The organism is Rhodovulum marinum, assembly GCF_004343075.1.
Lineage (GTDB): Bacteria > Pseudomonadota > Alphaproteobacteria > Rhodobacterales > Rhodobacteraceae > Rhodovulum > Rhodovulum marinum.
Genome location: NZ_SLXP01000001.1, coordinates 436,962 through 463,327 on the forward strand (window position 1 = coordinate 436,962; position 26,366 = coordinate 463,327).

Below are 26,366 nucleotides of genomic sequence, written 5' to 3' on the forward strand. Positions count from 1 at the left end.
TCAGCTTGCCGAGCCGAGGCCCAGCACCTTTTCGATCATCTCGCCTCCGCCCTCGACCTCGGCTGCGAAGGCGTCGTAGATCGGCTTCGAGGCCTCGATGAAGGCATCCTTGTCGGCCTCGTTCACCTCGACGCCCGCATCCTTGATCACCTGCAACAGCTCCACCTCAAGCTCTGCGGCCTTTTCATAGGTGAAATCCTGCGTCTCGGCGGCGCATTCGCCAAGGGCCGCACGCACATCATCCGGCAGCTTGTCGAAATGGCTCTTGGAGGCGAGGATATAGGCCGGCGTGTAGACGTGCCCGGTGATCGAGAGGTATTTCTGCACCTCCTGGAACTTGGCCGAGGCGATCTGGGCATAGGGGTTTTCCTGCCCGTCGATCACGCCCGTCTGCAGCGCGGTGAACACGTCCGAAAAGGCCATCGGCGTGGGGTTCGCGCCGTATTGCTGGAACATCTTGACCCGCCACGCGCCGTTCGGCGTGCGCAGCTTTACGCCCTCGAGGTCGGCAGGCACGGTGATCGGACGGACATTGTTGGTGATGTGGCGGAACCCGTTCTCGGCCAGCCCGACGATGGTATAGCCGTTCGCGTTCGCGGCCGCTTCGAAGGTGTCCATCATCTCGGCCTGTACGCGGCGCATGTGGTCGCGGTCCTTGATGATATAGGGCATTTCGAAGATGCCGAAGATGTCGTCCACCGACGACATCACCGAAGACGGCAGCGCGAACTGCACCTGGCCCAGCTTCAGCTTCTGCAACAGCTCCTGGTCCTTGCCCAGCTGCGAGGCGCCGAAGGTCTGCACCTCGGCCGCATCGCCCAGCTTGCCGTTCGCGCATTCGGCGAAATGGTTCACCGTCGCCTCGAACAGCGAGCCCGGGTTGCCCACATGGCCGAAGCGCAGCGTTATGTCGGCGGCCACGGCCTGCCCGGCCATCAACGCCGTCGCCGCGAGGGTCGCAAGAAGTCCCGTCCTGGTCATGTTTCATCCTCCCATTGGATTTGGCGCCAGTTTCTTGTGTCGTCCTTGTTCACGCCGGGGCGCCCGTTCCCGGCGCCGGTTCCGTTCACTCCGCTTTCATTCCGCCGCCGCGCGGCCGGTATCTGACGCGCGGCCGAGTTGGTTCATCGCCACCTGCACCCCGCCTGCCTTGTGCGGCACGCCCGCGTCGCGCAGGCCCATTTCCACACCGGCCAGCGTCGCGCACAGCATCAGGTCGTTGAAATCCCCCAGATGCCCGATGCGGAACACCCGGTCGGTCACCTTGGACAGACCGTTGCCCAAGGACATGTCGTAATTCTTGAGCGTGACCGCCCGGAACGCGTCGGCGGAATGGCCCTCGGGCATCACCACCGCAGTCAGCACACCGGAATAGTGGTTCGGGTTCCGGCACAGCACCTCCAGCCCCCAGGCCCGCACCGCCGCCCGCGTCGCCGCGCCATGGCGGGCATGGCGCGCGAACACGTTCGAAAGCCCCTCTTCGCGCAGCATGGCGATGGCCTCGTTCAGGCCGTAAAGCATATTGGTCGCGGGCGTGTAGGGGAAATAACCCTTTTCGTTCGGGCCCAGCATGTGATCCCAGGCCCAGTAGGATTTCGGCAGCCGCGCCTGTTCGCTCGCCGCCAGTGCCTTGGCGCTGATCGCGTTGAAGGACAGGCCCGGCGGCAGCATCAGGCCCTTTTGCGAACCCGACACCGTGACATCCACGCCCCATTCATCGTGGCGGTAATCGAGCGAGCCGAGGCTGGAAATCGTGTCGACCATCAACAGCGCGGGATGCCCCGCCGCGTCGATCGCCCGCCGGATCGCGGCGATGGGGGATACCGATCCGGTCGAGGTCTCGTTATGGACGACGCAGACCGCCTTGATCGCGTGGGCCTTGTCCTCTTTCAGCCGCGCCTCGATGGCGTCGGGGTCGGCACCGCTGCGCCAGTCGCCCTCGATGAACAGCGGGTTCAGGCCAAGGCGCTCGGCCAACTGCTTCCACAGGGTTGCGAAATGCCCGGTTTCATACATCAGAACCGCGTCGCCGGGCGAGAGCGTGTTGACCAGGGCGGCCTCCCATGCGCCGGTGCCCGAGGACGGGTAGATCACTACGGGGCCTTCGGTGCCGAACACCCATGTCATGCCGTCGAGCGCGGCGCGCCCGACCTCGGCGAACCCCGGCCCGCGGTGATCGATGGTCGGAAAATCAATAGCCCGCAGGATGCGGTCGGGCACGTTGGACGGCCCCGGAATCTGAAGAAAATGGCGCCCTGACGGCATCGTGCCCCCTCCCTTGCACGGCCTCGACCACCGGGGGGGTTACCCGCGCGCCGCCTCCCAACGATGCGCGCCCCTCGGTTGACAGAAATTGAATTATGAATTCATTATTCATGTCAAGAAACAAATTCCGCAACGGTTCTGGGAGGGGCGCGTGCTGCGCGAAGGACTTGCGACGCGGCTGGCCCGCGAGTTTCGGGGGGAGGTGCTGTTCGACGCCTTTTCCCGAGGGCGCTACGCGACCGACGCGTCCCACTACCAGATGATGCCGGCGGGCGTGGCGCTGCCGAAATCGGCCGAGGATATCGCGGCGGCGCTGTCGGCGGCGCGCGAAGAGGGCGTGCCGGTCACGATGCGGGGCGGCGGCACCTCGCAATGCGGGCAGACGATCAACAAGGGGCTGATTCTCGATTGCTCGAAGTTCCTGAATGGTCTCCTGGAGCTGGACGTCGAGGGGCGCCGCGCGGTGGTTGAGCCGGGGATCGTTCTGGACGATTTGAACCGGCAACTGAAACCCCACGGGCTCTGGTTTCCCGTCGATGTCTCGACCGCCTCGCGCGCCACCGTCGGCGGCATGGTCGGCAACAATTCCTGCGGGGCGCGGTCGCTGCGCTATGGCACGACGCGGGACAACGTGATCTCGATCCGGGGGCTCCTGGCCGATGGCACCCCGTTCGAGTTCGGGCCCCATGCGGGTAACCGGGTGCCCGAGGCGCTGCTCGCCACGCTGACGGGGCTGGGCGCGCGCGAGGCGGGCGAAGTGCTGCGCCGCTTTCCCAAGGTGCAGCGCCGCGTGGGGGGATATAACCTGGATGCGCTGATCCCGTCCGACCGGCCCCTGAACCTGGCGCATCTGCTGGTGGGGTCCGAGGGGACGCTGGCGGTGTCCACCGCCATCGAGATCCGCCTGTCGCCCCTGCCGCGTGCGGACCGGGTGCAGGGGGTCTGTCATTTCCCGACCTTCCGGGCCGCGATGGAGGCCACGCAACACCTGGTCGCGCTGAACCCCACGCAGGTCGAGCTGGTGGACCGAACCATGCTGAACCTCGCGCGCGACATCCCGATCTTCGTGCCCACGCTGAAGGCGTTCGTCCGGGGCGATCCCGCCGCGCTGTTGTTCGTGGAATTCGCCGACAGCCCGGAGGAGAACGAGAAAAACCTCACCCGCCTCAACGATACCATGGCCGGGCTGGGCTATGGCTTCGGCAAGGGCGGCGACCGCGAAGGCGGCGTGGTCGAGGTGCGCGACGGCAAGCTGATCGGGGATATCGGCGAACTCAGGAAATCCGGCCTCAACATCATGATGTCGATGAAGGAAGCGGGAAAACCCGTCTCCTTCGTCGAGGATGCGGCAGTGCCGCTGGAGCATCTGGCCGATTATACCGACCGGCTGACCGAGGTGTTCCGCAAGCACGGCACCGAGGGCACCTGGTATGCCCATGCCTCGGTCGGGTGCCTGCATGTGCGGCCCGTTCTGAACCTGCGGCTGGAACAGGACGTGAATGCCATGCGCGCCATCGCCGAAGAGGCGTTCGACATGGTGCGCGCCTACAAGGGCTCGCATTCCGGGGAACATGGCGACGGGATCGTGCGCTCGGAGTTCCACGAAAAGATGTTCGGGGAGCGGATCGTGCGGGCCTTTGGCGAGGTCAAGGACGCGTTCGACCCCGGGCGTCACCTGAACCCCGGCAAGATCGTCGAGGCGCCGCGGATGGATGACCGCAGTCTGTTGCGCTATCCGCCGGAGTATCGGTTCGACGATGTGCAGGCGGGGTTCGACTGGTCGGCCTGGTCGGGGGCCTCGGGCGGGTTCCAGGGCGCGGTCGAGATGTGCAACAACAACGGTGCCTGCCGCAAGATGGCGGGCGGCGTGATGTGCCCCAGCTACCGCGTGACGCGGAACGAGCGGGACGTGACGCGGGGGCGGGCCAACACGCTGCGCCTGGCGATGTCGGGGCGGCTGGGGCGGGATGCGCTTTTCAGCGACGCGATGGCCGAGACGATGAAGCTTTGCGTCGGCTGCAAGGCCTGTCAGCGCGAATGCCCCACCGGCGTCGACATGGCGAAGATGAAGACCGAAGTTCTGTACCAGCGCGGGAAACGGATGGGATTTTCGCTGAAGGACCGGCTGGTGGCGCATCTGCCGCGCTATGCCCGGCTGGCCCCGGTGCTGGGGCCGCTGGTGTCGCTGCGAAACCGCGTGCCTTTGATCGCACGGGCATTTGAGCGGATCACAGGGATATCCGCCCGTCGCTCGCTGCCGGCGTTTCGCCGCGATGCTTTCCGCGAGACCGAGATCGGGCGGGCGAACTGCGGCGAAACGGGGCGCGACGTGGTGCTCTTCACCGACACGCTCAACCGCTGGCTGGATCCTTCGATCCCCCGCGCGGCCCTGCGGGTGCTGACCCGGACGGGTTATACCGTTCACGCCGCCACGCCCGAAAACACGCGGCCCCTTTGCTGCGGTCGCACCTACCTGTCGGCGGGGATGGTCGACGAAGCCCGCGCCGAGGCGCGGCGCACGCTCGCCGCGCTTATGCCCCATGTGCGGGCAGGACGTCCCGTGATCGGGCTGGAGCCGTCCTGCCTGCTGACACTGCGGGACGAGTTCAAGGCGCTGCTGCCCGGCGACGAGGCCGAGGCGCTGGCGGGCAATGCCCTGCTGTTCGAGGAATTCCTCGCCCGCGAGGCCGAGGCCGGGCAACTGAACCTGCCGCTGCGGCCCGGCGTGGCCCGCGCCCATGTCCATGGCCATTGCCACCAGAAGGCGGCCGGCGCGATGGGAGACATGGGCAAGGCGCTAGAGCTGATCCCGGGGCTGGACGCGGAGGTGATCGAGTCTTCGTGCTGCGGCATGGCGGGCGCTTTCGGCTATGATGCCGAAACGATAGAGGTGTCGCTTGCCATGGGCGAGCTGTCTCTCTTGCCCGCGGTGCGGCAGGCCGAAACGGATGCGCTGATCGTGGCCAACGGCACGTCCTGCCGGCACCAGATCGCCGACGGTACGGGACGCCGGGCGCTGCACATCGCCGAGGTGTTCGACCGGATGCTTTGTGAGGACGGCTGAGGGAGCGCGATGACCGAGTCCATTTCGAACGGCCGGCTGACAACGCCCGAGGCAGGCATGCTGGCCCGCCCCGCCCTTGCGGTGCAGGTCGCCGACGCGCTGCGTGAACTGATCCTCGAAGGCACGATACAGGGCGGAGAAAAGATCCGGGAAAAGGAACTGACCGAACGTTTCGGCGTGTCACGCACCCCCCTGCGCGAAGCGATGAAGATCCTCGCCGCCGAAGGCTTGGTCGAGCTGATCCCCAATCGCGGCGCGATCATCAGCCAGCCGTCGGCGGCCGAACTGGCCGACGCCTTTCCGGTGCTGGCCGCGTTGGAGGCGATGGCCGGCGAACAGGCGGCAGAGCGCGCGACCGAGGTGGAGATGGCCGAAATCAGCCGACTGACGGACCGGCTGCGCGCTTCGCTCGAAGCCAACGACCGGCCGGGCTATTTCGAGATCAACCAGGCGATCCACAACGCGATCCTTGCGGCCAGCCGCAACGAAACGCTGATCCGGACGCATGCCACGATTGCCCGCCTGGTCCACCGGGCGCGCTACCAGGCGAACCTGACCCGCAGCCGCTGGGAACAGGCGCTAAGCGAACACGAGAAGATCGCCGCGGCGCTGAACGCGCGCGACACCGACCAGGTGGGGCGGCTGCTCAAGGCACACATGATGGCGAAGCTGACCGCCATCTTGAAGGCGGGACAGGTTTCGCCACGCTGATCCCTTGCCGACGCGCATGCGGCCCGCAGGCTTGACACCGGCCGCCCTGGCCGGTTCCGTTCCCCGTCAAGCGGGGGGCGCCGGGGCCGGCCCGTGGGGAGGGGTCCATGCAGTTCGCCGTTCTAAGGGCCGCCGCGGGCGGGGATATCGACCGGACGATGACAGAGCTTGCCGACTGGCTGATCGCCGAAGGGCACATGCCGGTCGGCGTCGTGCGCGATGCCGCGCCGGGCACTGGGCGTCATCCTTGCGAGATGCGGCTGCGCGTGCTGCCCGATGGCCCGCGCATCGCCATCGACCAGCCGCTGGGACTGGGGTCGACCGGTTGCAGGCTGGACGCGGGCGCTTTGGAACAGGCCGTGGTCGAGGTCGAGCGCCGCCTGCCCGGGCGGGCCGACATTTTCCTGCTGAACAAGTTCGCCCGGCAAGAGGCCGAGGGGCACGGGTTCCGCGCCGCCATTGGCCATGCCTTGGATCGCGGGCTGCCGGTGCTTTTGGGGGTGGGGCGGTTCAGCGATGACGCGTTCGACGCTTTTGCCGGCGGGCTGGCCCAGACGCTGCCCTGCGACCGGGTAGTGCTGCGGGACTGGTGCCGTGCTGCCCTGAAGGTCACCACGCCCTGAGCCGCACCGCTCGCACCGCCTCGCCATTCCGTGAGCCGCTGCGTAAGTGACTTCGGCCGACACGCGCTATATCCTGCGTCATCGCCGCCCCGGCGCGGTGTGCTTTCGAAGGGACGCCCGATGCTAAGGCAACTGCTTCTTTCCGCGGTCCTTTTGGCAGGAACGATCGCGCTTTGGGTGGCCTTCGTGCCCTCGGCGATGCCGGTGCTCGACCGGCTGGGCGTACTGGGGTTGCTGGGGATCGAGGCGACCGCACCCGAAACCGCGGAAGGCGGCGGGGTTCGGCGCGGCGGCCCCGCGGCGGTCGTCGTGCAAGAGGTGAGCGAGGGCCGGATCAGCGACCGGGTCGCCGCGATCGGCGACGGGCAGGCGCTGAGAACGGTGAATGTGCGGGCCAAGGCCACGGGCGAGGTGATCGAGTTGCGGCTGGAGGACGGCCGGCCGGTCGAGGAAGGCAGCCTGATCCTGCGGCTGGAGGATGAGGCCGAGCGGATCGCGGTCGAACGCGCCCGCCTGGTGCTGGAGGATGCGCGTGACGAGGCCGAGCGGCTGGCCCGGCTGGAAAATACCGGCGCGGTGACCGAGGTCAGCCGGCGCGCGGCCGACCTGGCGCTGCGCAGCGCGGAACTGGCCCTGCGCGAGGCCGAGTTCGAACTGGACCGACGCAGCGTGCATGCGCCGATCTCGGGTTGGGCGGGGGTGATCGACCTGGCCAAGGGCGACAGCGTTTCGGCGCAGGACATGGTGGTGACGATCACCGACCGGTCGCAGATCCTGATAGATTTCCGCGTCCCCGAACGTGTCGCGACCCAGATCAGCCCCGGCATGCCGCTGGAGGCGCGGCCCCTGGCGATGCCCGAAACCGTTTTGCAGGGCACTGTTGACGCGCTGGACAACGTGGTGGACCCGGCCAGCCGCACCTTGCGCGTGCAGGGGCGCCTGGCCAACGAGGCCGACCTGCTGCGCGCGGGCATGGCCTTCGAGGTGGTGCTGCGCTTCCCGGGCGAGGCGCTGCCCGAGGTCGACCCGCTGGCGGTGCAATGGTCGGCCGAGGGGGCCTTTGTCTGGATCGTGCGCGAGGGCAAGGCGCAGCGCGTTCCGGTGACGATCCGCCAGCGCAACGCCGACAGCGTGCTGGTCGAGGCCGACCTTGCGCCCGGCGACCAGGTGGTGACCGAGGGCGTGCAATCACTGCGCCCCGGCGCCGAGGTCAAGATCGTCGCGCCGCAGGCCGCGCTGTTCCCGGCCCGCGCGGCCGCCCAGTTATAGGAGGCCGCCCATGCTGGAGGAAGCCACCCGCGCGGCCGAAGGCGGTGGCCCCGCCCTGTTCGTGCGCCGGCCGATCCTGGCGCTGGTCGTCAGCGCGCTGATCGTTCTGGCGGGGTTCGCGGCGCTGTTCGGCGTCGAGATCCGCGAATTGCCAAACGTGGACCGGCCCGTCGTCACCGTCACGACGGAATTCCCCGGCGCCTCGCCCGAAACCATCGACCAGGAGATCACCGGCCGCATCGAGGGCGCGGTGGGCCGGGTCGCGGGTGTGCGCTCGATCTCGTCGAACTCGCGCTTCGGGCGCAGCAGGGTGACGCTGGAATTCAGTGAAAGCGTCGATATCGACGTGGCCGCGACCGATACCCGCGACGCGGTGGCCCGGATCGAAGGGCAACTGCCCGACGGCGCCGAGGACCCCGAGATCGTCAAGGCCGATGCCGATGCGCAGCCGGTCCTGCGTGTCGCGGTCACCTCGCGCAGCCGCAGCGCACAGGATTTGACGCGGATCGTCGAGGAGCGGGTCGAGGACCGGCTGATCTCGGTCGAGGGGGTGGCCGACCTGCGGGTCTATGGCGACCGCGAGCCGATCTTTCGCGTCGATATCGACCAAGCGGCGCTGGCGAGCCGCGGATTGACCCTGGCGGACATGGCGCGCGCGCTGTCGGACGCGGGGTTCAACGCGGCCGCGGGCGATCTGGAGGGCGCGCGGCAGTCGATCAACGTGCGCACCACCGCCATGGTCGCCTCGCCCGAAGCGTTCGAGGACCTGCGGATCGCCCCGAATGTCGAGGTGCGCGACGTTGCCCGCGTGACGCTGGGACCCGCGCCGAACGAGACGGTCCTGCGGGCCAACGGCCAGACCGGCATCGGGCTGGGCGTGATCCGGCAGGCGGGGTCCAACACGCTGGACATCTCGCGCGATGTGCGCGCGGTGGTGGCCGAACTCGATCGCACATTGCCGGACGATATCAACATCTTCGTCACTTCCGACGACGCGGTTTTCGTCAATGGGGCCATCGTCGAGGTGCTGAAAACCCTGGGGCTGGCGACCGCGATCGTGGTGCTGGTGATCTTCGTGTTCCTGCGCGACCTGCGGGCGACGCTGATCCCGGGGCTGACCATGCCCGTGGCGCTGATCGGCACGCTGGCCGCGATCTACATCGTGGGCTTTTCGGTGAATATCCTGACGCTGCTGGCGCTGGTGCTGGCGACGGGCCTTGTGGTGGATGACGCCATCGTGGTGCTGGAAAACATCGTGCGTCGCCGGGGCGAGGGCATGGGGCCGCGCGCGGCAGCCGTTCTGGGCACGAAACAGGTTTTCTTTGCCGTCGTGACGACCACCGCGACCCTCGCCGCCGTCTTCGTTCCGCTGTCCTTCCTGCCGGGGCAGGCGGGCGGGCTGTTCCGTGAATTCGGCTTTACGCTTGCAATGGCGGTCGCGATCTCGTCGGTGGTGGCACTGACGCTTTGCCCCGTCCTGGCCAGCCGGATGCTTGGCGCCGATGCCGGCGCAGGTGGCCGCGGCCCGATTGCCTGGGCCGGGCGGGCGCTGGCCGGGGCCTATGCGCGCACGCTGCGCGGCGCGCTGGCGATGCCCGCCGTTGTGGTTCTGGCCGCGGCGCTTTTCGCGCTGACGGCGGTGTTGGTTGCGGGTGGTATCCGTCAGGAACTGACGCCCCGCGAGGACCGGGCCGTTGCACTGCTTCGGGTCAGCGCGCCGCAAGGTGTGTCCCTCGACTATACGCAAGCCAAGATGCGCGCGATCGAGGATGCGGTGGCGCCGCTGCGCGAGGCGGGCGAAATCACGTCGGTCTTCGCGATCGCGGGGTTCGGCGCGGATAACAGCGGCTTCATGGTGTTCCGGCTGGCCGATTGGGGCGACCGCGCCCGCAGCCAGGACGAGATCGTCGGCGAGATCAACGGCAAACTGAGGCAGATCGTGGGTGTCCGCGCCTTCGCCATCCAGCCCAATTCGCTGGGTATTCGCGGTGCGGGCCGCGGGTTGCGCTTTGCGATCACCGGGGACAGCTATGAACGCCTTGCAGAGATGTCCGAAGCCCTGGTCGCCCGGATGGAAGAAGACCCCGCCTTCGGCGACGTCGACCTCGAATACGAAACGACCCAGCCGCAGCTTTTCGTCGAGATCGACCGCACGCGCGCCTCGGACCTGGGCATCGACATCACAGGGCTGGGCGATGCGCTGAGGGCGGTGCTGAACGGGCGGACGGTGGGGTCGGTCTTCATCGGCGACCAGAGCTTTGACATCCAGATGCTGTCGAGTTCGAACCCAGTGAACGACCCGAGCGACCTGCAGAACATCTTCGTCCAGACAGCCCGGGGACAGATGGTGCCGATGTCCACCTTCGTGCGGCTGGAGGAACGTGCCGTCGCGCCCGAACTGGACCGCGAGGACCAGAGCCGATCGGTCGAGATCTCGGCCAGCCTGACACCCGAACTGGCACTGGGGGACGCGCTGGCCCGGGTCGAGCAACTGGCCGGAGGCATCCTGGAGGAACAGAACCGCATCGTGCCGCTGGGCGAAGCCGCGACGCTGAACCAGACGAATTCCGGGCTGGCCATCATCTTCGGCTTTGCCATCGCGGTGGTGTTCCTGGTGCTGGCCGCGCAGTTCGAGAGCTTCGTCTCGGCCATCGTAGTAATGGCGACCGTGCCGCTGGGGCTGGCCTGCGCGGTCTTCGCGCTGTTGTTCACCGGGCTCAGCCTGAACGTCTATTCGCAGATCGGGCTGGTGATGCTGATCGGGATCATGGCCAAGAACGGCATCCTGATCGTCGAATTCGCCAACCAGCTGCGCGACGGCGGGGCCGAGATTCGCGACGCGATCTTCGACGCCTCGACGATCCGCCTGCGGCCGGTGATGATGACCATGACCTCGACTGTGCTGGGCGGCGTGCCGCTGATCCTGTCCTCGGGCGCGGGTGCCGAGGCGCGCGAGGCTTTGGGCTGGGTCATCGTCGGCGGGCTGGGGCTTGCCACGCTGTCGACATTGTACCTGACCCCGGTGGCTTACCTGCTGCTCGCCCGGTTCTCCAAGCCGCGGGCAGAGGAAACCCGCCGGCTTGCACGCGAACTGGAAGAGGCGCTGGCCGGCTGAGGCACGGCCGGCACGGCGCATAAGCCGGCAAGCCCTCTTGGTGCGTTCTGGGGGGGGGACGCCGGGCGCGAGGCCGTCCGCATCTTGGGGCGAACGGCCCGCCCGCTGGGCGGGCCGCTTGCCGCCTAGTTCAGGTGATGGGGCGGATGGAGCCCGTAGACCGGCGTGTCGATCCCCTCCATCCGCGCCTTGAGCTGCAGCGACAGGTACTGCGAGTAATGGCGCGACTGGTGCAGGTTACCGCCGTGGAACCACAGCGCCTCCTGGCAGGTCGGCTTCCACATGTTGCGCTGTTCGCCCTCCCATGGGCCGGGGTCCTTCGTGGTGTTCGAGCCGAGCCCCCAGCACTTGCCCACCTTGTCGGCCACGTCCTGTCCGATCAGGTCGGCCGCCCAGCCGTTCATCGACCCATAGCCCGTGGCCCAGACGATCACGTCGGCCGTCAGTTTCGTGCCATCCTCGAGGATGACGCCGTCCTCGACCACCTCGGTGACCTGGCCATGGGCCAGCTTTATCTCGCCGTCGATGATCAGCTGGCTGGCGCCCACGTCGATGTAATAGCCCGAGCCACGGCGCAGATATTTCATGAACAGCCCCGAGCCGTCATCGCCCCAGTCGAGCCGGAACCCGGCCTTTTCCAGCCCATCGTAGAAGTCCTTGTCGATCTCCTTCATCTGCTCGTAGAGCGGGATCTGGAACTCGTGCAGGATGGCATAGGGGATCGAGGCGAAGATCATGTCGGCCTTCTGGGTCGTCATGCCGTTCTGCACCGCTTCCTCGGAATAAAGCGCGCCCAGGCCGATCTCCATCAGCGTGTCGGACCGTACGATATGCGTCGTCGAGCGCTGCACCATTGTGACATCCGCCCCCGCCTCCCAAAGCGCGGCCGAGATGTCGTGGGCGGAGTTGTTGGACCCCACGACCACGGCCTTCTTGCCCGCATAGGCGTCCGGGCCGGGATGCTTCGAGGAATGGTGCTGGTCGCCCCTGAATTTCTCCATTCCGGGGATTTGGGGCATGTTGGCCTTGCCCGACATGCCGGTGGCCAGCACCAACTGTTTGGGCTTCAGCACGACCTCTTCGCCGTCGCGGTCCACGACGACGGTCCATTCTTTCTTGGTCTCGTCGTATCTCGCGGACTTGCAGGTGGTGCGCGTCCAGTAGTTCAGCTCCATCACCTTGGTATACATCTCCAGCCAGTCGCCGATCTTGTCCTTGGGGCTGAAGACCGGCCAGTTCGGCGGGAACGGCAGGTAGGGCAAGTGGTCGTACCAGACCGGGTCGTGCAGGCAGAGCGACTTGTACCGGTTCCGCCAGCTGTCGCCGGGGCGGTCGTTCCTTTCCACGATGATCGTGGGCACGCCCAGCTGGCGCAGCCGCGCGCCCAGCGCGATGCCGCCCTGCCCGCCGCCGACGATCACCACGTAGGGCTGTTTCGTGTAGCCGAGGGTGCGCGCCTCCTCCTCGCGCTCCTCCGCCCAGGTCTTGCGGTTCTTCGCCGCCCCATGCCTGGCGCCCAAGGGACGTTCGAAGCCCAGCGGTTCCTCGAACCCCTTGAGTTCGGTCATCGAGGTGAGCAGCGTCCAGATCTTGCCGTCCTTGAGACGGACAAGACCGTAACCGCGCGCCACGTCCGTTTCGAACTCGATCCAGGCGGTGATCAGGCCGTCGGCCTCTTCAGGCGTTTCGCCGGCGGCGATGGTCCAGCCGGTCGGGCGGATGGCAGAGAGCTGCGCCCCCAGCATGTCGCGGATCTGGTCCTTGCCCTCTAGCGTGGCGATGTTCCAGGTAAAGGTGACAAGGTCGCGCCAGTAGCAGTCGTCCTGGAACTGCGCGACGGCGCGCTCGATATCGCCTTTCTCCAGCGCGTCGCCGAACTCGGACAGGACATGCGTCACCGTATCGACAGTGGTCGTGTCGAGCATGGGTCTCCTCCCTTGATGGTTCCCGCTGGAAAGCGTGCAACCAAGGGTGTGACCCTGCCAAGCGCGACCATGGTCGGACCCGGGGTTGGGCGGAACCCCGCGCGCCGGGATGTTCCGGCGAGAGGCGCCAGTGCCGGGCCAGGTTCAGGCGGTCTCGGCCAGCCCTCCGACCAGGCAAAGTTCGGCGGCGATCTCGTCCACGCCTTGCCCGTGACGTAACGCGGCAAAGATGAACTTGCCCTCGCCCCGCATCCGTTTCGCATCACGCTCCATCACCGACAGATCCGCGCCGACATGGGGGGCGAGGTCGGTCTTGTTGATGATCAGCAGATCGGATTTCGTGATCGCGGGGCCGCCCTTGCGGGGAATTTCCTCGCCCGCGGCGACGTCGATCACGTAAAGCGTCACGTCGGCCAGTTCGGGGCTGAACGTGGCCGACAGGTTGTCGCCGCCCGACTCGATCAGCACCACGTCGAGATCGGGAAACCTTTCGGTCAGCTCCGCGATGGCGGCGAGGTTGATCGAGGCATCCTCGCGGATCGCCGTATGCGGGCAGCCGCCGGTTTCCACACCCTTGATCCGCTCGGCGGGCAGCACCTGCATCCGCATCAGCGCCTCGGCATCCTCTTGCGTGTAGATGTCGTTGGTGACGACGGCGACCGAGAAGCGCGGGGACAGCGCGCGGGCGAGTGCCGCGGTCAGCGTGGTCTTGCCGGCGCCCACCGGGCCGCCGATGCCCACGCGGAGGGGGCCGTTGGGGGAAGTCATGTGCGGAAAAGCCTCGAATACTGGGTTTCGTGATGCATCGACGCGATGTCGGCGAGAAAGGCGGTGCTGGACAGATCGTCCGGCGTTTCGGCCGTCGCCGCCTCGGCCACGGTTTCGCAAAGCGGTGTCAGCGCGGTCAGGACCCGTTGCCCGTCGGTCTGGCCGATGGGGATCAGCCGGATCGCCGCCGAAACAAGGTTCGACGTGAAGGCGTGAAGGTACATCCGCGCCGTCAGGACCAACGGCAGGTCGTGCAGCCGCGCGGCCCGGCCCAACGCGACCGGATAGGTCAGCGCGGGCAGGTCAGCGGGCCAGACATCGGCGGTGACCTTGGCGAAGGCGGCACCCTGGGCGGTGGTTTCCAGAAGCCGTTCGGCCGAGGGCTGGAAGGCGCGGGCCAGCGCGTCGACACCGGCCAGCGCCTCGGCCCCCGGCGCATTGAACGCCGCCGCGAGGAAGATCGCGTCTGCCCGGCCCGCCCCATGCGCCAGAACATCGGCCAGCCAGTCCCGCAAGGCGGCGGCATCCGCCACCTCGCCCGCCGCAACCGCCCATTCCAGCCCGTGGCTGTAGCTGAACGCCCCAACCGGGTAGGCGGGCGACAGCCACTGGGCCAGCTTCAGAACCTGTGCATCAGTGGGCATGGTCGTGGTCATGGCCATGGTGATGGTGGCCGTGCCCGTGGTCGTGATCGTGCCCATGCTCGTGGTCGTGACCGTGCGAATGGCCATGCGTGCGCCCGTGCCCATAGGCCCCGCCCTCGGGCGTGAAGGGTTCGGTCACTTCGGCGACCGTCGCACCGATCTTTTCCAGCATGTCGCGCATGACGTGGTCGCGCTGGATCAACAGGCGCCGGGCGTCGATCTGACAGGGGGTGTGGCGGTTGCCGATATGCCAGGCGATCCGCGGCAGGTCGGGGCCGGAAACCTCGAGCAGCGGTTCGTCGGCGGCCTTGACCCTTATGGTCAGACCGTCCTCGAGGCACAGCACGTCCCCCTCGTTCAGCGAGGTTGTCTTGGGAAGGTCCAGAAGGAAGGCAAGACCGCCGTCGGTGACAAGACGTTTGCGCCGCAGGAACCGTTCGTCATAGGTCAGCGTCACGCAATCGTCGGCGCGCCCCGCGATGGCTGGGCGCAGTTCGCGGACCACGGGCAGCGTGCTCATGCGCGCCCCCCGGCCCCTGCGGGCCTCAGCAGAACAGGTCGCGGAAGACGTAGCCCGGGATGTCGTCCCGTGTCAGGCCCATGCGCGCCAGTTGCGCGTCGGAACAGGCATTCAGGGCCTGAATTTCGCGCATCCTCGATCGGCGCAGCGTGTAGGCGTTGACGCCCAGACCAAGCCCCGCAAAGAACAGGTCCAGTCGCTCGGACATGCCACCTGGCGCGGTCTTGAGCGTCATGTACGGCGTTCCCATCGGAAATCTCCTCGTGGTTCACAAGAAGTCTCCTCCCATGGGCGTTAAAATAGGGCTTATGCCGCACACGGCCCAATGACAGCTTCGTATCGCCCCTACCTTGTTGCTGCGGTGCAGCACATTTGTGCGCCTGTCCCATTTTCCCCTCAGAACATGAAGTATCGTTGCGCCATCGGCAGTACGTCAGCCGGCGCGCAGGTCAAGAGTTCGCCATCGGCGCGCACCTCGTAGGTTTCCGGGTTCACCTCGATCCGCGGCGTTGCGTCGTTCAGTACGAGGTCTTTCTTGCCGATGCCGCGGGTGTTCCTGACCGACAGCGTCTGCTTGGCCAGCCCCAGCTTGCCCCGGATGCCGCCCGCCTGTGCGGCCTCGGACACGAAGATCACGGCAGAATTCTCGACCGACCGGCCATAGGCGCCCCACATCGGGCGAGTATAAACAGGCTGGGGTGTCGGGATCGAGGCGTTCGGGTCGCCCATCTGTGCGCAGACGATGGTGCCGCCCATCAGCACCATTTCCGGTTTCACCCCGAAGAAGGCGGGGTTCCACAGCACGAGGTCGGCGCGCTTGCCCACCTCGATCGACCCGATCTCGTGGGAGATCCCGTGCGCAATCGCAGGGTTGATCGTGTATTTCGCAACGTAACGGCGCACCCGGAAATTGTCGTTCTCGCCGGTTTCCTCGGCCAGTCGCCCGCGCTGTTTCTTCATCTTGTCGGCGGTCTGCCAGGTGCGGATTATGACCTCTCCGACCCGGCCCATCGCCTGGCTGTCGGACGCGATGATGGAAAACGCGCCCATGTCGTGCAGGATGTCCTCGGCCGCGATCGTCTCGCGCCGGATCCGGCTTTCGGCAAAGGCCACGTCCTCGGGGATCGACTTGTCGAGGTGGTGACACACCATCAGCATGTCCAGGTGCTCTTCCAGCGTGTTCACCGTGAAGGGCCGCGTCGGGTTGGTCGACGAGGGCAACACATAGTCTTCGCCGCAGACCTTGATGATGTCGGGCGCGTGCCCGCCCCCTGCCCCTTCGGTATGGAAAGCGTGTATCGTCCGGCCCTTCATGGCGGCGATCGTGTGTTCCACGAACCCGCTTTCGTTCAGCGTGTCGGTGTGGATCATCACCTGCACGTCCATGTCGTCGGCGACGCTCAGGCAACAGTCGATGGCCGCGGGGGTCGTCCCCCAATCCTCGTGCAGTTTCAGCGCGCAGGCGCCACCCTCGATCTGCTCGAGCAGGGCACCGGGCAGCGAGGCGTTGCCCTTGCCCGCGAAAGCCAGATTCATCGGGAAGGCGTCGGCCGCCTGCAACATCCGCCCGATGTGCCAGGGCCCAGGCGTGCAGGTGGTGGCCAGCGTGCCGTGCGCGGGCCCCGTGCCGCCACCCAGCATCGTCGTCAGCCCGGAATGCAACGCATCCTCGATCTGCTGCGGGCAGATATAGTGGATATGGCTGTCGAAGCCCCCCGCGGTCAGTATTTTCCCCTCGCCCGCGATGGCCTCGGTCCCCGGCCCGACGATGATATCGACACCCGGCTGGGTGTCGGGGTTGCCCGCCTTGCCGATCCTGGCGATGCGCCCGTCCTTCAGTCCCACATCGGCCTTGTAGATGCCGCTGTGGTCCAAGATCAGCGCGTTGGTGATAACGGTGTCCACCGCGCCCTCGGCCCGCGTCGCCTGGGATTGCCCCATCCCGTCGCGGATCACCTTGCCGCCGCCGAATTTCACCTCTTCGCCGTAGGTGGTCAGGTCGCGTTCCACCTCGATGATCAGGTCCGTATCGGCGAGGCGGAGCCGATCCCCGGTGGTCGGGCCGAACATCGCGGCATAGTCGGCACGGGCGATTTCTCTGGGCATGGGCGGTTCCCTGTCAGTTCACGAGCGCGCGCAGGTCTTCGGTCCGGCGCTGGGTCAATCGGGTCAGGCAGTTGGAATAGACGAGGGGCGCGATGGAGCCCCCCTCGAACAGCGCGACCTCGGCGGCACAGGCCGCGTCGCGGAAGTCGATCCATTTGCGTTGCGCATCCAGCAGCCGGGCACCCACGCCGGCCGAGTCCATCTGCGGCTTGACGACCGACCAGACGGCGTTCAGCTCGGCATCGGCGATGCCATGGGCCGCCGCCGCACAGTCGTTCATTTCAAGCTGGGTCTGGCCCGGGCAGGCCGCAACGGCCGACACGGGTGCCCCGGCCAGAACGGCAAGCATCGCCGCCAGTCGCCGGCCGGGCAGACGGCTCATTTCTTCGGCTCCTGGGACCCGCTGCCCGGCAGCGGCGGCGGCGCCGAGGGTTTGCGCCGGGCACGGCTGCCGCTGCGCGGGGCGCTGGCCGATGGCTTGCGCCGAGGCGCGGGCGTTGACCGTTTGCGCACCCCGGCAGCCTTGGGCGCGGGGTCGGCTTCGGCCCTGGGCATCTCGGCTGGCTCGGGCACCGGTTTTGCAGCCACCACGACCTGCGGACGCGCCCGCGGCACCTCTGCCTCGGCGCCACCGGCCTCCAGATCCAGTTCGCCCGCCTCATCGCCCTTGCCGATCGCCGCATCGGCGGTCAGCGGGTCGATGCCACCGGCACGCAGCATCAACCCAAGCCAAGGGTTGGCGCGCAGCATGGCATCGGTGACGATCTGCACCATGCGGATCTGCTGGTCGACCATCCAGGATGCCATCCAGAACGGCGCGGCAGGGGAATAAAGCGGCGGGGGCGAGCTTGTCATCGGTCATCCTCCTTGGTCTGCGATTGGTCTAAAGATCGCCCATCACGTGACCGTTGAAGCCGAAGACACGGCGGGCGCCGGCGATGGGGATCAGCGCGACCTCACGTTTCTGCCCGGGTTCGAAGCGGACGGCGGTGCCCGCGGCGATGTCCAGGCGCATGCCATGCGCCGCGGCCCGGTCGAAATCGAGCGCCGGATTCGTCTCGGCGAAATGGTAGTGGCTGCCGACCTGCACCGGCCGGTCGCCGGTATTCGCCACCATCAAGGTGATGGCCGCGCGGTCCGCGTTCAAGGCCAGGCTGCCTGCAGCGGGGAAAAGCGCTCCGGGAATCATGGCGCGCGCCCTCACCCGGCCAGCATCAGCGTCGAACCGGCCGCGGCGACGGCGACACCCGCGCCCCGGGCCAGCAGCCCGCCGCCAACCCGCGCCAGGGCCAGTCCAGCCAAAACGCCCACGCCGTGCAGCAGCGCGGTCGCCAAGGCAAAGCCGCCCATGTAACCCAGCGCCGCCGCGCCGCCCATCTCGGCGCCGTGGGCGTGACCATGGAACAGCGCCAGCACGCCAACCACCGCAGCCCCCGCCGGCAGGGGCATGCGGATCGCAAGCGCCACCAGAAGGCCGAGAACCAGCACCGAGGCGACGATCATCGGCTCGACAAGCGGCAACGCCAGCCCCGCGAGTGCCAGCCCGAAGCCAAGCGTCATCGCCCCCACGAAGGCTACGGGTAGCGCCGAGAGTGCGCGCCCGCCCATCGTGACCGCCCAGAGGCCCACGGCCACCATGGCGAGGATGTGATCGGCGCCGAAGACCGGGTGGCTGAAGCCCGCGGCGAAAGAGCCGTGGGCGACCGGATCGAGATGGGCCAGCGCAGGGTTTGCAGCGATCAGCGCGGGGACGAAGGCAAGGGCAAGGCGTTTCATCGCTTGGGTCTCCTCGGGTGGTATTCAGCGGATCGGGTTATGCACGGTCACAAGCTTGGTGCCGTCGGGGAAAGTGGCCTCGACCTGCACCTCGTGGATCATCTCGGGCACGCCCTCCATGCACTGGTCGCGGGTGATCACCTGGGCGCCCGCCTCCATCATGTCGGCCACGCTGCGGCCATCGCGGGCGCCTTCGACCACCGCATCGGTGATCAGCGCGATGGCCTCGGGGTGGTTCAGCTTGACGCCGCGCGCCAGCCGCTTGCGGGCGACCTCGGCGGCCATCGCGACCAGAAGCTTGTCCTTTTCGCGGGGGGTCAGTTGCATGTCACGTCATCCATGATCTTGGCAGGGCGTTGTCGGTCAGGCATATCAAGGCCGGGACAAGCGCCCGGCGCAACGCGAAACTGTCGGGCGCAAGCAGGCGCATCACCAGCACGTCTTCGCGCAGAAGGCTGACACCGCCGGTCGGGGGCATCAAGGCGCGCAGGGGCTTCAGCTGGGACTCGGCTTCTGGCGCGACGAAAACCAGGCTGGCCATCGCGCCGGCCCCACCCGCCAGGGCAGGCCGGGCCAGGTGGGCGGCCAAGTCTCCGACCAGGCGCAGCGCATCCAGATAAAGCGGCACACCCGCGCGGCGTATCTCGATCCGGTCGTGGAACAGGGCGTCATGCAGGACCTCGCCCATCGCGGCGCGGCCGAAGACCACTGGCTCGACCAGCAAGAGCCGGGCATCGGCGGCCAGATCGGCCACCAAGGTCCGCTCCAGCGCCGACCCATCGTAAAGAATGGTTTCCTGCGGCAGCCAGTCGAGCCGCGCACCAGGCCCGACGGACAGACGGTTCGTCACCCTTCCGCGTTCGCCCGGCTGCGCCCGATAGGCGCGCTCGGCCGCCTGCGTCGTTACCGAAAGGTGACTTTCCGCCTGCGCCTCGATCCGGGTGTCGAACCGGTCGCCCCCGGTAATGCCACCGGCCGTGTTGATCAGAATCGCCTCGACCGCGCCCCCCCTTGCGCGCGGGAAAAGCGCCTTGAAGGCACCGCTTTGCCGCAGCCCGGACAGCGCGGTGCGCCCGCCCAGCGACTTGACCGCCAACGCGATTTGACCGACCGCCCGCGGCTGGGCCGGTCGCGCAATGACCGCGCCATGTTTGACCTGGCAGGTAATCTGAACACCCCCGAAGAAGCCCGACCACACTGCCCTGTTGTCCCGCAGACAAGTGGTATCTGCCCAGCTTTTCGGCGGGGTTTGGATGATTCAGAAAGATTTCAGCATGTTTTTTAACCAGAACTGCGGCCATACGCCAAAAAATTAGACAGCTATCCGGAATCGCCACGCCAGCATGACGCTGGCGATTGCCACCTTGCCGCGGCGCAGAAAGCCTGACGCTGCCCGCGGGGACGGCTTCGGTCGATCGACGGGGTGTGTGACGGCCCACGACTTGGGACTTCGGAGAGGCCGACACACGGGTGCAACGTAAAGTTGCGGGGCTGAGGGTAGGCACCGCGCCGTGTGCGCGCAACCTGCCCGTTCCTGTCCCGCGCGGAGGGAATTCATGAAGACTCTCAAGACCATTCTCGCGGGCGCAGTCGCCTTTGGCGCGCTTGCCCTGCCGGCCTGGGCGCAGGACACGATCAAGGTGGGCGTGCTGCATTCGCTCTCGGGGACGATGGCGATTTCCGAGACGACCCTGAAAGACACGATGCTGATGCTCATCGAAGAGCAGAACAAGAAGGGCGGCGTGCTGGGCAAGCAACTTGAGGCGGTTGTCGTAGACCCGGCCTCGGACTGGCCGCTGTTTGCCGAAAAGGCACGTGAGTTGCTGACCGTGCAGGACGTGGATGTGATGTTCGGCTGCTGGACGTCGGTCAGCCGGAAATCGGTCCTGCCGGTGATCGAGGAACTGAACGGGCTGCTGTTCTACCCGGTGCAATACGAGGGCGAGGAAAGCTCAAGGAACGTGTTCTACACCGGCGCCGCGCCGAACCAGCAGGCCATCCCGGCGACGGATTACTTCCTCGAGGAACTGGGCGTCGAGAAGTTCGCGCTGCTGGGCACCGACTATGTCTATCCGCGCACCACGAACAACATCCTGGAATCCTATCTGAAATCGAAGGGCATCGCGGAAGAGGACATCTTCGTGAACTATACACCCTTCGGCCATTCCGACTGGTCCAAGATCGTGTCGGACGTCGTGGCGCTGGGGGCGGACGGCAAGAAGGTGGGCGTGATTTCCACCATCAACGGCGACGCCAATATCGGCTTTTACAAGGAACTGGCCGCGCAGGGCGTTTCGGCCGATGACATTCCCGTCGTCGCCTTCTCGGTGGGCGAAGAAGAACTTTCGGGCCTCGACACCACCAACCTTGTCGGGCATCTGGCGGCCTGGAACTATTTCATGTCCGCCGACACGCCGGAAAACGCCGCGTTCATCGAGACCTGGCACGCCTTCATCGGCGATGACGCCCGCGTGACCAACGACCCGATGGAGGCCCATTACATCGGCTTCAACATGTGGGTGAACGCGGTCGAGCAGGCCGGGACGACCGATGTCGACGCCGTGCGCGAGGCGATGTGGGGCCAGGAATTCCCGAACCTGACGGGCGGCACGGCCGTGATGGGCACCAACCACCACCTGTCCAAGCCGGTGTTGATCGGCGAGATCCTCGAGGATGGCCAATTCGACATCATCTCGGAAACCGATCCGGTGCCGGGCGACGCCTGGACCGATTTCCTGCCCGAGTCGGCCGTGCTGACCTCGGACTGGAAGGACCTCGAGTGCGGGATGTACAACACCGAAACATCGAGCTGCGTCCAGATCAAGTCGAACTACTGAGCGACATGTGGGGGCGGGCGTGCCCGCCCCCTTTTCCCAGGACAGGCCCCAAACGATGCGCATCCTTCTTGCCGCACTCTCTTTTCTCGTGCTGTTCACCCTGCCCGCCGCGGCGCAGGACAGCCCGATCCAGAAGCTCCTCCAGCAACACCGCGACCTGATCGAGCAAAGCTCGCGCCGGACCATCGCCCCGGCGATCGACGCGCTGCGCGACAGCGGTTTGCCCGCAGCCCAGGTGGTGCTTGAGAAATGGCAGGGCAAGGAGTTGTGGCAGCGCAAGGCGGACGGGCTTTTCTTCTTTGCCGAGCGGATCGACGCACAGACCTACCGGCTTGTCGACATCGCGACCGGCAACGAGACGGCAACCGCGGCCAAGGACGAAATCGAGCAACTCAAGCCCAACAGCGGCATCCGCGGCATGATCGGGGCCGCCCTGGTGCAATTCCAGCTGACCGACCCCGACCCCGCACGGCGGGCCGACGCGCTGAACGCGATCTCGCGCGACGCCGAGCCTGCGCACCTGGCCGCGCTGCGCGCCAGCATCGGGGCAGAGACCGATCCGGACCTGAGGGCCCGAAAGGAGCGGTTGGAACGGCTGCTGACGATTTCCTACGACGAAGACCCGGCGGCCCGGATCGCCGCCATCCAGAGCTTTGCCGGCGATCTGGGCGTGGATGCCCGCGCCGCTTTGAACCCGCTGGTCGCGACCACACGGGCCGTCGTCTCGGGCAATCCGCCGGCGGCCGAGAACTTGGCCCGCGTGCTGGAACCCGGCAGCGAGGCCTTGCCGAAGGACGAGGCCTATGCGCTGCTGGTCGCGGCCGATCTTGCCCCGCCCCGGATCAACCGTGACGACATCCGCGCCGCGCTGGCTGCAAATATCCAGAATGGCCGGGTGGGCAGCGTGCCGGTGGCCCAGCTGGACACCGACGCCGCGCGCGAACGCGCCTATGCCGAGCTAGCCGAGGCCGGGATCGTGCCAGCCACCGCGACCGAAGCCCAGGTCGCCGAGGCGCTGGCCTCCCATACCTTCTATGAGCGCTACGCCGAAACCGATCCCGAGATCACCGCAGCGGCCGCCGCCGCCCTGGACGACATCGCGCTGAAGGTGGGGCTGAACCAGGCCGCCGACCTGACGCTGGACGCGCTGTCGCTGGCCTCGATCTACTTCCTCGCGGCGATCGGGCTGGCCGTTACCTTCGGGGTGATGGGGGTCATCAACATGGCCCATGGCGAGTTCATCATGATGGGGGCCTATACTGGCTATGTCGTCCAGCAACTCGTGCCCGACTATACGCTGTCGATCCTGATCGCGCTGCCGCTCGCCTTCGCGATCACCTTCGGCGCGGGCGTCGCGATGGAGCGGCTGGTGATCCGCTGGCTTTACAACCGGCCGCTGGAAACGCTGCTGGCGACCTTCGGCATTTCCATAGCCCTGCAGCAGCTGGCCAAGAACATCTTCGGCACGCAGGCGCGCCCGCTGACATCGCCCGACTGGCTGGACGGCGCGCTGGTGATCAACGACGTGGTCTCGATCAGCTATATCCGCATCGCGATCTTCGTGCTGGCGCTGATCTTCCTTGGCCTGTTCCTGTTCATCATGCGCAAGACGCGGCTGGGGCTGGAGGTGCGGGCGGTGACGCAGAACCCGCGCATGGCCGCCTCGATGGGTATCAACCCCGAACGGATCAACATGCTGGCCTTCGGGCTGGGCTCCGGCATCGCCGGCGTCGCCGGGGTCGCCATCGGCCTGTATGCCAAGGTCACCTCGGAACTGGGGCAGGACTACATCGTGCAAAGCTTCATGACCGTGGTCGTGGGCGGCGTCGGCAACATCTGGGGCACGCTTCTGGGCGCGACTCTCATCGGCTTCCTGCAAAAGGGGATCGAATGGCTGAACCCGTCCAACACGCTGGCCGCCCAGACCTACATGATCCTGTTCATCATTCTTTTCATCCAGTTCCGGCCGCGGGGCATCATCGCCCTGAGGGGCCGCGCGGCGGGGGATTGAGCCATGCGCAAGAGCTTTGTCGCCAGAAACCCCTCGGTGCTTATCTTCCTTGCCCTGCTGGGGGTCTTCACCCTGGCGGTGACGGTGTTAGGCGAGGGGTTGGGGGTCGGCCTGATCTCGACCAGCTTCGTCAAGACGCTGGGCAAGACGCTGTGCCTGTGCCTGGTCGCCATCGCGATGGACCTCGTCTGGGGCTATACCGGCATCCTGTCACTGGGCCATTTCGCGTTTTTCGGTTTGGGCGGCTACATGATCGGCATGTGGCTGATGTATGCCCGCACGGAACTGATCGTCGCGGAATCGCTGGCCCAGGCGGAAATCCCGCCCACGCCGGACGAAATACGCGATGCCATCGGCACGCAGATCTTCGGCGTCGTCGGCGGGTCGGACTTCCCGGCGGTGTGGACATTTGCCCATTCGCTGCCGATCCAGCTGGCGCTGGTGGTGCTGGTCCCCGGCCTGTTGGCCCTTGTCTTCGGCTGGCTTGCCTTCCGTTCGCGCGTGACGGGCGTCTATCTTTCGATCCTGACGCAGGCGATGACGCTGGCCCTTGCCCTGTACCTGTTCCAGAACGACAGCGGGCTGAGGGGCAACAACGGTCTGTCCGGCCTTCAGAACCTGCCCGGCGCCGCTGACGTGCCGCAATCCATGGTCTCGATCTGGTTCTTCTGGGCCTCTGCCGCGGCACTTGCCATCGGTTACGTCGTCGCGGCCTTCGTGGTCTCGGGCAAGTTCGGTAGCGTGATCCGCGGCATCCGCGACGACGAGGCACGGGTGCGGTTCCTGGGCTACTCCGTCGAGGGCTACAAGCTGTTCGTGTTCACCCTGACCGCCGTGATCGCGGGGATCGCGGGGGCGCTTTATTACCCGCAGGCGGGCATAATCAACCCCGCCGAGATCGCCCCCATCGCGTCGATCTACCTGGCCGTCTGGGTGGCGATCGGCGGGCGCGGGCGGCTTTACGGCGCGGTGATCGGGGCGGCTTTCGTTTCGCTTCTGTCCACATGGTTCACCGGCGGGCAGGTACCCGACCTGCCGCTGGGCATCTACACGGTGAAATGGGTCGACTGGTGGCTGGTGCTTCTGGGATTCAGCTTCGTCCTCGTCACGCTCTTCGCGCCCAAGGGCATCGGCGGGTTGTTCGACCTGTTGACCGGCCGGCACGGCCCCGACCGCCACGGCGCCGCCCTTGGGCCAGACCAGGGTTCGCTTCGCGAGAAGGAGGCCGAGCAATGACAACGCTTCTGGAAGTTTCGGGCGTCTCGGTCAGCTTCGACGGGTTCAAGGCCATCAACAACCTGTCCTTTGATATCGGCCCGGCAGAGTTGCGGGCGATCATCGGTCCGAATGGTGCGGGCAAGACCACCTTCATGGACATCGTCACCGGCAAGACCAAGCCCGATTCCGGCGAGGTGCTTTGGGGCGAGATGAGCCGGTCGCTTCTGAAGATGAACGAAAGCCAGATCGCGCGGGCCGGGATTGGCCGCAAGTTCCAGCGCCCGACCGTGTTCGAGGACCAGTCGGTGTTCGACAACCTGCTGATGGCCCTGAAAAAGGACCGCGCACCGTGGAAGGTTCTGTTCTACCGCGAAACCACGGCGGACAAGGCGCGCGTCGAGGAACTGGCCGAGGAAATCGGTCTGGCCGACCAGTTGCAACGCAAGTCGGGCGAGCTGAGCCACGGCCAGAAGCAATGGCTGGAAATCGGCATGCTGCTGGCGCAGGAGCCGCGGCTGCTGTTGGTGGACGAACCCGCCGCGGGCATGACGCTGGCCGAACGCGAGCACACCACCGACCTCTTGAAAGAGGCCGCCAAGACACGCGCCGTCGTTGTCGTCGAGCATGACATGGAATTCGTCCGGCGATTGGAGTGCCGGGTGACGGTGCTGCACGAAGGGTCCGTTCTGGCTGAGGGCAGCCTGGACCATGTCACGAAGAATCAACAGGTGATCGATGTCTATCTGGGGCGCTGAAAGATGCTGAAGACCGAAGGTTTGACGCTGCATTACGGCGGCTCGCAGATCCTCCACGGGATCGACCTGCAGGCGCGAGCGGGCGAGGTGACCTGCGTGATGGGCACCAATGGCGTTGGCAAGACGAGCCTGCTGAAGGCGATCTCGGGCACGCATGCGCGGTCGGCCGGCCGGTTGGAGCTTGACGGCGAGGACGTGCCGCGGGTGTCCGCCCAGGCGATGGCGCATCGCGGCGTGGGCTATGTGCCGCAGGGACGCATGATCTTCCCTCTGCTGACCGTACGCGAGAACCTGGAAACCGGCTTTGCCTGCCTGCCGAAATCAGAGCGTTTCGTACCCGACGAGATTTACGAACTTTTCCCGGTGCTCAAGGACATGGCCGGCCGCCGCGGTGGCGACCTGTCGGGCGGTCAGCAGCAGCAACTGGCCATCGCCCGGGCGATGATCACCAAGCCCAAGCTTTTGCTGCTGGACGAACCGACCGAAGGCATCCAGCCCAACATCATCCAGCAGATCGGCCGCGTGATCGAATACCTGCGCGACCAGGGGCGCATGGCCATCATCCTGGTCGAACAGTATTTCGACTTCGCCTACGGGCTTGCCGACCGGTTCTACGTCATGGAACGCGGCGCGGTGACGGTGCAGGGCACCAAGGCCGAACTTTCCCGCGATCGGCTGGTGGCGGCGGTGTCGGTCTGACGGGTCGCAGCCGCGAACTCTTCACCCGGATATGCCCGGGATTGGCGGAGCGCGTTCCAT

24 protein-coding genes are annotated in these 26,366 nt (G+C 66.7%); 10 read left to right on the forward strand and 14 right to left on the reverse strand.

Annotated elements, in window-relative coordinates; all coding sequences use genetic code 11:
- Together EV662_RS02150 and EV662_RS02155 are read right to left on the reverse strand one after the other, a co-directional pair.
- Positions 1-981: a TRAP transporter substrate-binding protein gene (locus tag EV662_RS02150; protein WP_132460476.1), complete on the reverse strand. Its 981-nt coding sequence runs from the start codon at positions 979-981 to the stop codon at positions 1-3.
- A gap of 96 nt (positions 982-1,077) precedes the next feature.
- A complete protein-coding gene (locus tag EV662_RS02155; protein ID WP_132460477.1) occupies positions 1,078-2,265 on the reverse strand; it encodes a pyridoxal-phosphate-dependent aminotransferase family protein in 1,188 nt (395 codons plus the stop codon).
- 151 nt (positions 2,266-2,416) lie between these two features.
- Here EV662_RS02155 and EV662_RS02160 point away from each other — a divergent pair, with 151 nt between their 5' ends.
- From EV662_RS02160 to EV662_RS02180, 5 genes are all read left to right on the forward strand, one after another.
- Positions 2,417-5,329, forward strand: coding sequence for an FAD-binding and (Fe-S)-binding domain-containing protein (locus tag EV662_RS02160; protein WP_243695741.1), 2,913 nt, complete (start codon positions 2,417-2,419; stop codon positions 5,327-5,329).
- 9 nt (positions 5,330-5,338) lie between these two features.
- The gene (locus EV662_RS02165) at positions 5,339-6,040 is read left to right on the forward strand and encodes a GntR family transcriptional regulator (RefSeq protein ID WP_207903572.1); all 702 of its coding nucleotides are present in this window, start codon (positions 5,339-5,341) and stop codon (positions 6,038-6,040) included.
- A 107-nt stretch (positions 6,041-6,147) separates the two neighbouring features.
- The gene (locus EV662_RS02170; protein WP_132460478.1) at positions 6,148-6,663 is read left to right on the forward strand and encodes a DUF2478 domain-containing protein; all 516 of its coding nucleotides are present in this window, start codon (positions 6,148-6,150) and stop codon (positions 6,661-6,663) included.
- Between the two features lie 120 nt (positions 6,664-6,783).
- Positions 6,784-7,932 (forward strand): efflux RND transporter periplasmic adaptor subunit, encoded by a 1,149-nt coding sequence (locus tag EV662_RS02175; RefSeq protein WP_132460479.1) that lies wholly within the window; start codon positions 6,784-6,786, stop codon positions 7,930-7,932.
- A 10-nt stretch (positions 7,933-7,942) separates the two neighbouring features.
- Entirely contained in the window at positions 7,943-11,047 is a 3,105-nt protein-coding gene (locus EV662_RS02180; protein ID WP_132460480.1) for an efflux RND transporter permease subunit, read from the forward strand.
- 125 nt (positions 11,048-11,172) lie between these two features.
- Here the strand turns inward: EV662_RS02180 and EV662_RS02185 are convergent, their stop codons facing one another.
- The 12 genes from EV662_RS02185 to EV662_RS02240 all read right to left on the reverse strand — a co-directional run bounded on the left by EV662_RS02185 (position 11,173) and on the right by EV662_RS02240 (position 19,882).
- Positions 11,173-12,972, reverse strand: coding sequence for an NAD(P)/FAD-dependent oxidoreductase (locus EV662_RS02185; RefSeq protein ID WP_132460481.1), 1,800 nt, complete (start codon positions 12,970-12,972; stop codon positions 11,173-11,175).
- Positions 12,973-13,116: 144 nt separating this feature from the next.
- Complete coding sequence (gene ureG, locus EV662_RS02190) at positions 13,117-13,740, reverse strand: urease accessory protein UreG (protein WP_132460482.1); 624 nt, start codon at positions 13,738-13,740, stop codon at positions 13,117-13,119.
- Positions 13,737-14,384, reverse strand: coding sequence for an urease accessory protein UreF (locus tag EV662_RS02195; protein WP_132460483.1), 648 nt, complete (start codon positions 14,382-14,384; stop codon positions 13,737-13,739). The genes ureG and EV662_RS02195 overlap by 4 nt, the downstream gene beginning before the upstream one ends.
- Positions 14,374-14,904, reverse strand: a complete 531-nt coding sequence (gene ureE / locus EV662_RS02200) for an urease accessory protein UreE (protein ID WP_132460484.1) — start codon at positions 14,902-14,904, stop codon at positions 14,374-14,376. Before ureE ends, EV662_RS02195 begins: the two co-directional genes overlap by 11 nt.
- 25 nt (positions 14,905-14,929) lie before the next feature.
- Positions 14,930-15,154, reverse strand: coding sequence for a DUF1127 domain-containing protein (locus EV662_RS02205; RefSeq protein WP_243695742.1), 225 nt, complete (start codon positions 15,152-15,154; stop codon positions 14,930-14,932).
- 146 nt (positions 15,155-15,300) lie between these two features.
- Entirely contained in the window at positions 15,301-17,010 is a 1,710-nt protein-coding gene (ureC, locus tag EV662_RS02210) for an urease subunit alpha (RefSeq protein ID WP_132460485.1), read from the reverse strand.
- 13 nt (positions 17,011-17,023) lie between these two features.
- Positions 17,024-17,392: a lysozyme inhibitor LprI family protein gene (locus EV662_RS02215; RefSeq protein WP_132460486.1), complete on the reverse strand. Its 369-nt coding sequence runs from the start codon at positions 17,390-17,392 to the stop codon at positions 17,024-17,026.
- Positions 17,389-17,865, reverse strand: a complete 477-nt coding sequence (locus tag EV662_RS02220; protein ID WP_132460487.1) for a hypothetical protein — start codon at positions 17,863-17,865, stop codon at positions 17,389-17,391. Before EV662_RS02220 ends, EV662_RS02215 begins: the two co-directional genes overlap by 4 nt.
- Positions 17,866-17,893: 28 nt before the next feature.
- Positions 17,894-18,199 carry an urease subunit beta gene (locus tag EV662_RS02225; RefSeq protein ID WP_132460488.1) on the reverse strand — a complete coding sequence of 102 codons (306 nt, stop codon included), beginning with the start codon at positions 18,197-18,199 and terminating at the stop codon, positions 17,894-17,896.
- An 11-nt stretch (positions 18,200-18,210) separates the two neighbouring features.
- On the reverse strand, positions 18,211-18,786 hold the full coding sequence (locus tag EV662_RS02230; RefSeq protein WP_132460489.1) for a HupE/UreJ family protein: 576 nt from the start codon (positions 18,784-18,786) through the stop codon (positions 18,211-18,213).
- Between the two features lie 24 nt (positions 18,787-18,810).
- Positions 18,811-19,113: an urease subunit gamma gene (locus EV662_RS02235; protein ID WP_132460490.1), complete on the reverse strand. Its 303-nt coding sequence runs from the start codon at positions 19,111-19,113 to the stop codon at positions 18,811-18,813.
- 1 nt (position 19,114) lies between these two features.
- On the reverse strand, positions 19,115-19,882 hold the full coding sequence (locus EV662_RS02240) for an urease accessory protein UreD (RefSeq protein ID WP_341799050.1): 768 nt from the start codon (positions 19,880-19,882) through the stop codon (positions 19,115-19,117).
- A 460-nt stretch (positions 19,883-20,342) separates the two neighbouring features.
- Between EV662_RS02240 and urtA the strand changes: the two genes are divergently transcribed.
- The 5 genes from urtA to urtE are packed head-to-tail and all read left to right on the forward strand — an operon-like array spanning position 20,343 to position 26,306.
- Complete coding sequence (gene urtA, locus EV662_RS02245) at positions 20,343-21,623, forward strand: urea ABC transporter substrate-binding protein (protein WP_132460491.1); 1,281 nt, start codon at positions 20,343-20,345, stop codon at positions 21,621-21,623.
- 55 nt (positions 21,624-21,678) lie between these two features.
- The gene (urtB, locus tag EV662_RS02250; protein ID WP_132460492.1) at positions 21,679-23,634 is read left to right on the forward strand and encodes an urea ABC transporter permease subunit UrtB; all 1,956 of its coding nucleotides are present in this window, start codon (positions 21,679-21,681) and stop codon (positions 23,632-23,634) included.
- A 3-nt stretch (positions 23,635-23,637) separates the two neighbouring features.
- A complete protein-coding gene (gene urtC, locus EV662_RS02255; RefSeq protein WP_132460493.1) occupies positions 23,638-24,870 on the forward strand; it encodes an urea ABC transporter permease subunit UrtC in 1,233 nt (410 codons plus the stop codon).
- The gene (gene urtD, locus EV662_RS02260) at positions 24,867-25,607 is read left to right on the forward strand and encodes an urea ABC transporter ATP-binding protein UrtD (RefSeq protein WP_132460494.1); all 741 of its coding nucleotides are present in this window, start codon (positions 24,867-24,869) and stop codon (positions 25,605-25,607) included. Before urtC ends, urtD begins: the two co-directional genes overlap by 4 nt.
- A gap of 3 nt (positions 25,608-25,610) precedes the next feature.
- On the forward strand, positions 25,611-26,306 hold the full coding sequence (urtE, locus tag EV662_RS02265; protein ID WP_132460495.1) for an urea ABC transporter ATP-binding subunit UrtE: 696 nt from the start codon (positions 25,611-25,613) through the stop codon (positions 26,304-26,306).
- Positions 26,307-26,366 lie beyond the last annotated feature (60 nt).

Coding starts and splice junctions, on each gene's coding strand:
- EV662_RS02150 (WP_132460476.1), bottom strand. CDS start 981: ATGACCAGGACGGGACTTCTTGCGACCCTCGCGGCGACGGCGTTGATG.
- EV662_RS02155 (WP_132460477.1), bottom strand. CDS start 2,265: ATGCCGTCAGGGCGCCATTTTCTTCAGATTCCGGGGCCGTCCAACGTG.
- EV662_RS02165 (WP_207903572.1), top strand. CDS start 5,339: ATGACCGAGTCCATTTCGAACGGCCGGCTGACAACGCCCGAGGCAGGC.
- EV662_RS02170 (WP_132460478.1), top strand. CDS start 6,148: ATGCAGTTCGCCGTTCTAAGGGCCGCCGCGGGCGGGGATATCGACCGG.
- EV662_RS02175 (WP_132460479.1), top strand. CDS start 6,784: ATGCTAAGGCAACTGCTTCTTTCCGCGGTCCTTTTGGCAGGAACGATC.
- EV662_RS02180 (WP_132460480.1), top strand. CDS start 7,943: ATGCTGGAGGAAGCCACCCGCGCGGCCGAAGGCGGTGGCCCCGCCCTG.
- EV662_RS02185 (WP_132460481.1), bottom strand. CDS start 12,972: ATGCTCGACACGACCACTGTCGATACGGTGACGCATGTCCTGTCCGAG.
- ureG (WP_132460482.1), bottom strand. CDS start 13,740: ATGACTTCCCCCAACGGCCCCCTCCGCGTGGGCATCGGCGGCCCGGTG.
- EV662_RS02195 (WP_132460483.1), bottom strand. CDS start 14,384: ATGCCCACTGATGCACAGGTTCTGAAGCTGGCCCAGTGGCTGTCGCCC.
- ureE (WP_132460484.1), bottom strand. CDS start 14,904: ATGAGCACGCTGCCCGTGGTCCGCGAACTGCGCCCAGCCATCGCGGGG.
- EV662_RS02205 (WP_243695742.1), bottom strand. CDS start 15,154: ATGGGAACGCCGTACATGACGCTCAAGACCGCGCCAGGTGGCATGTCC.
- ureC (WP_132460485.1), bottom strand. CDS start 17,010: ATGCCCAGAGAAATCGCCCGTGCCGACTATGCCGCGATGTTCGGCCCG.
- EV662_RS02215 (WP_132460486.1), bottom strand. CDS start 17,392: ATGAGCCGTCTGCCCGGCCGGCGACTGGCGGCGATGCTTGCCGTTCTG.
- EV662_RS02220 (WP_132460487.1), bottom strand. CDS start 17,865: ATGACAAGCTCGCCCCCGCCGCTTTATTCCCCTGCCGCGCCGTTCTGG.
- EV662_RS02225 (WP_132460488.1), bottom strand. CDS start 18,199: ATGATTCCCGGAGCGCTTTTCCCCGCTGCAGGCAGCCTGGCCTTGAAC.
- EV662_RS02230 (WP_132460489.1), bottom strand. CDS start 18,786: ATGAAACGCCTTGCCCTTGCCTTCGTCCCCGCGCTGATCGCTGCAAAC.
- EV662_RS02235 (WP_132460490.1), bottom strand. CDS start 19,113: ATGCAACTGACCCCCCGCGAAAAGGACAAGCTTCTGGTCGCGATGGCC.
- urtA (WP_132460491.1), top strand. CDS start 20,343: ATGAAGACTCTCAAGACCATTCTCGCGGGCGCAGTCGCCTTTGGCGCG.
- urtB (WP_132460492.1), top strand. CDS start 21,679: ATGCGCATCCTTCTTGCCGCACTCTCTTTTCTCGTGCTGTTCACCCTG.
- urtC (WP_132460493.1), top strand. CDS start 23,638: ATGCGCAAGAGCTTTGTCGCCAGAAACCCCTCGGTGCTTATCTTCCTT.
- urtD (WP_132460494.1), top strand. CDS start 24,867: ATGACAACGCTTCTGGAAGTTTCGGGCGTCTCGGTCAGCTTCGACGGG.
- urtE (WP_132460495.1), top strand. CDS start 25,611: ATGCTGAAGACCGAAGGTTTGACGCTGCATTACGGCGGCTCGCAGATC.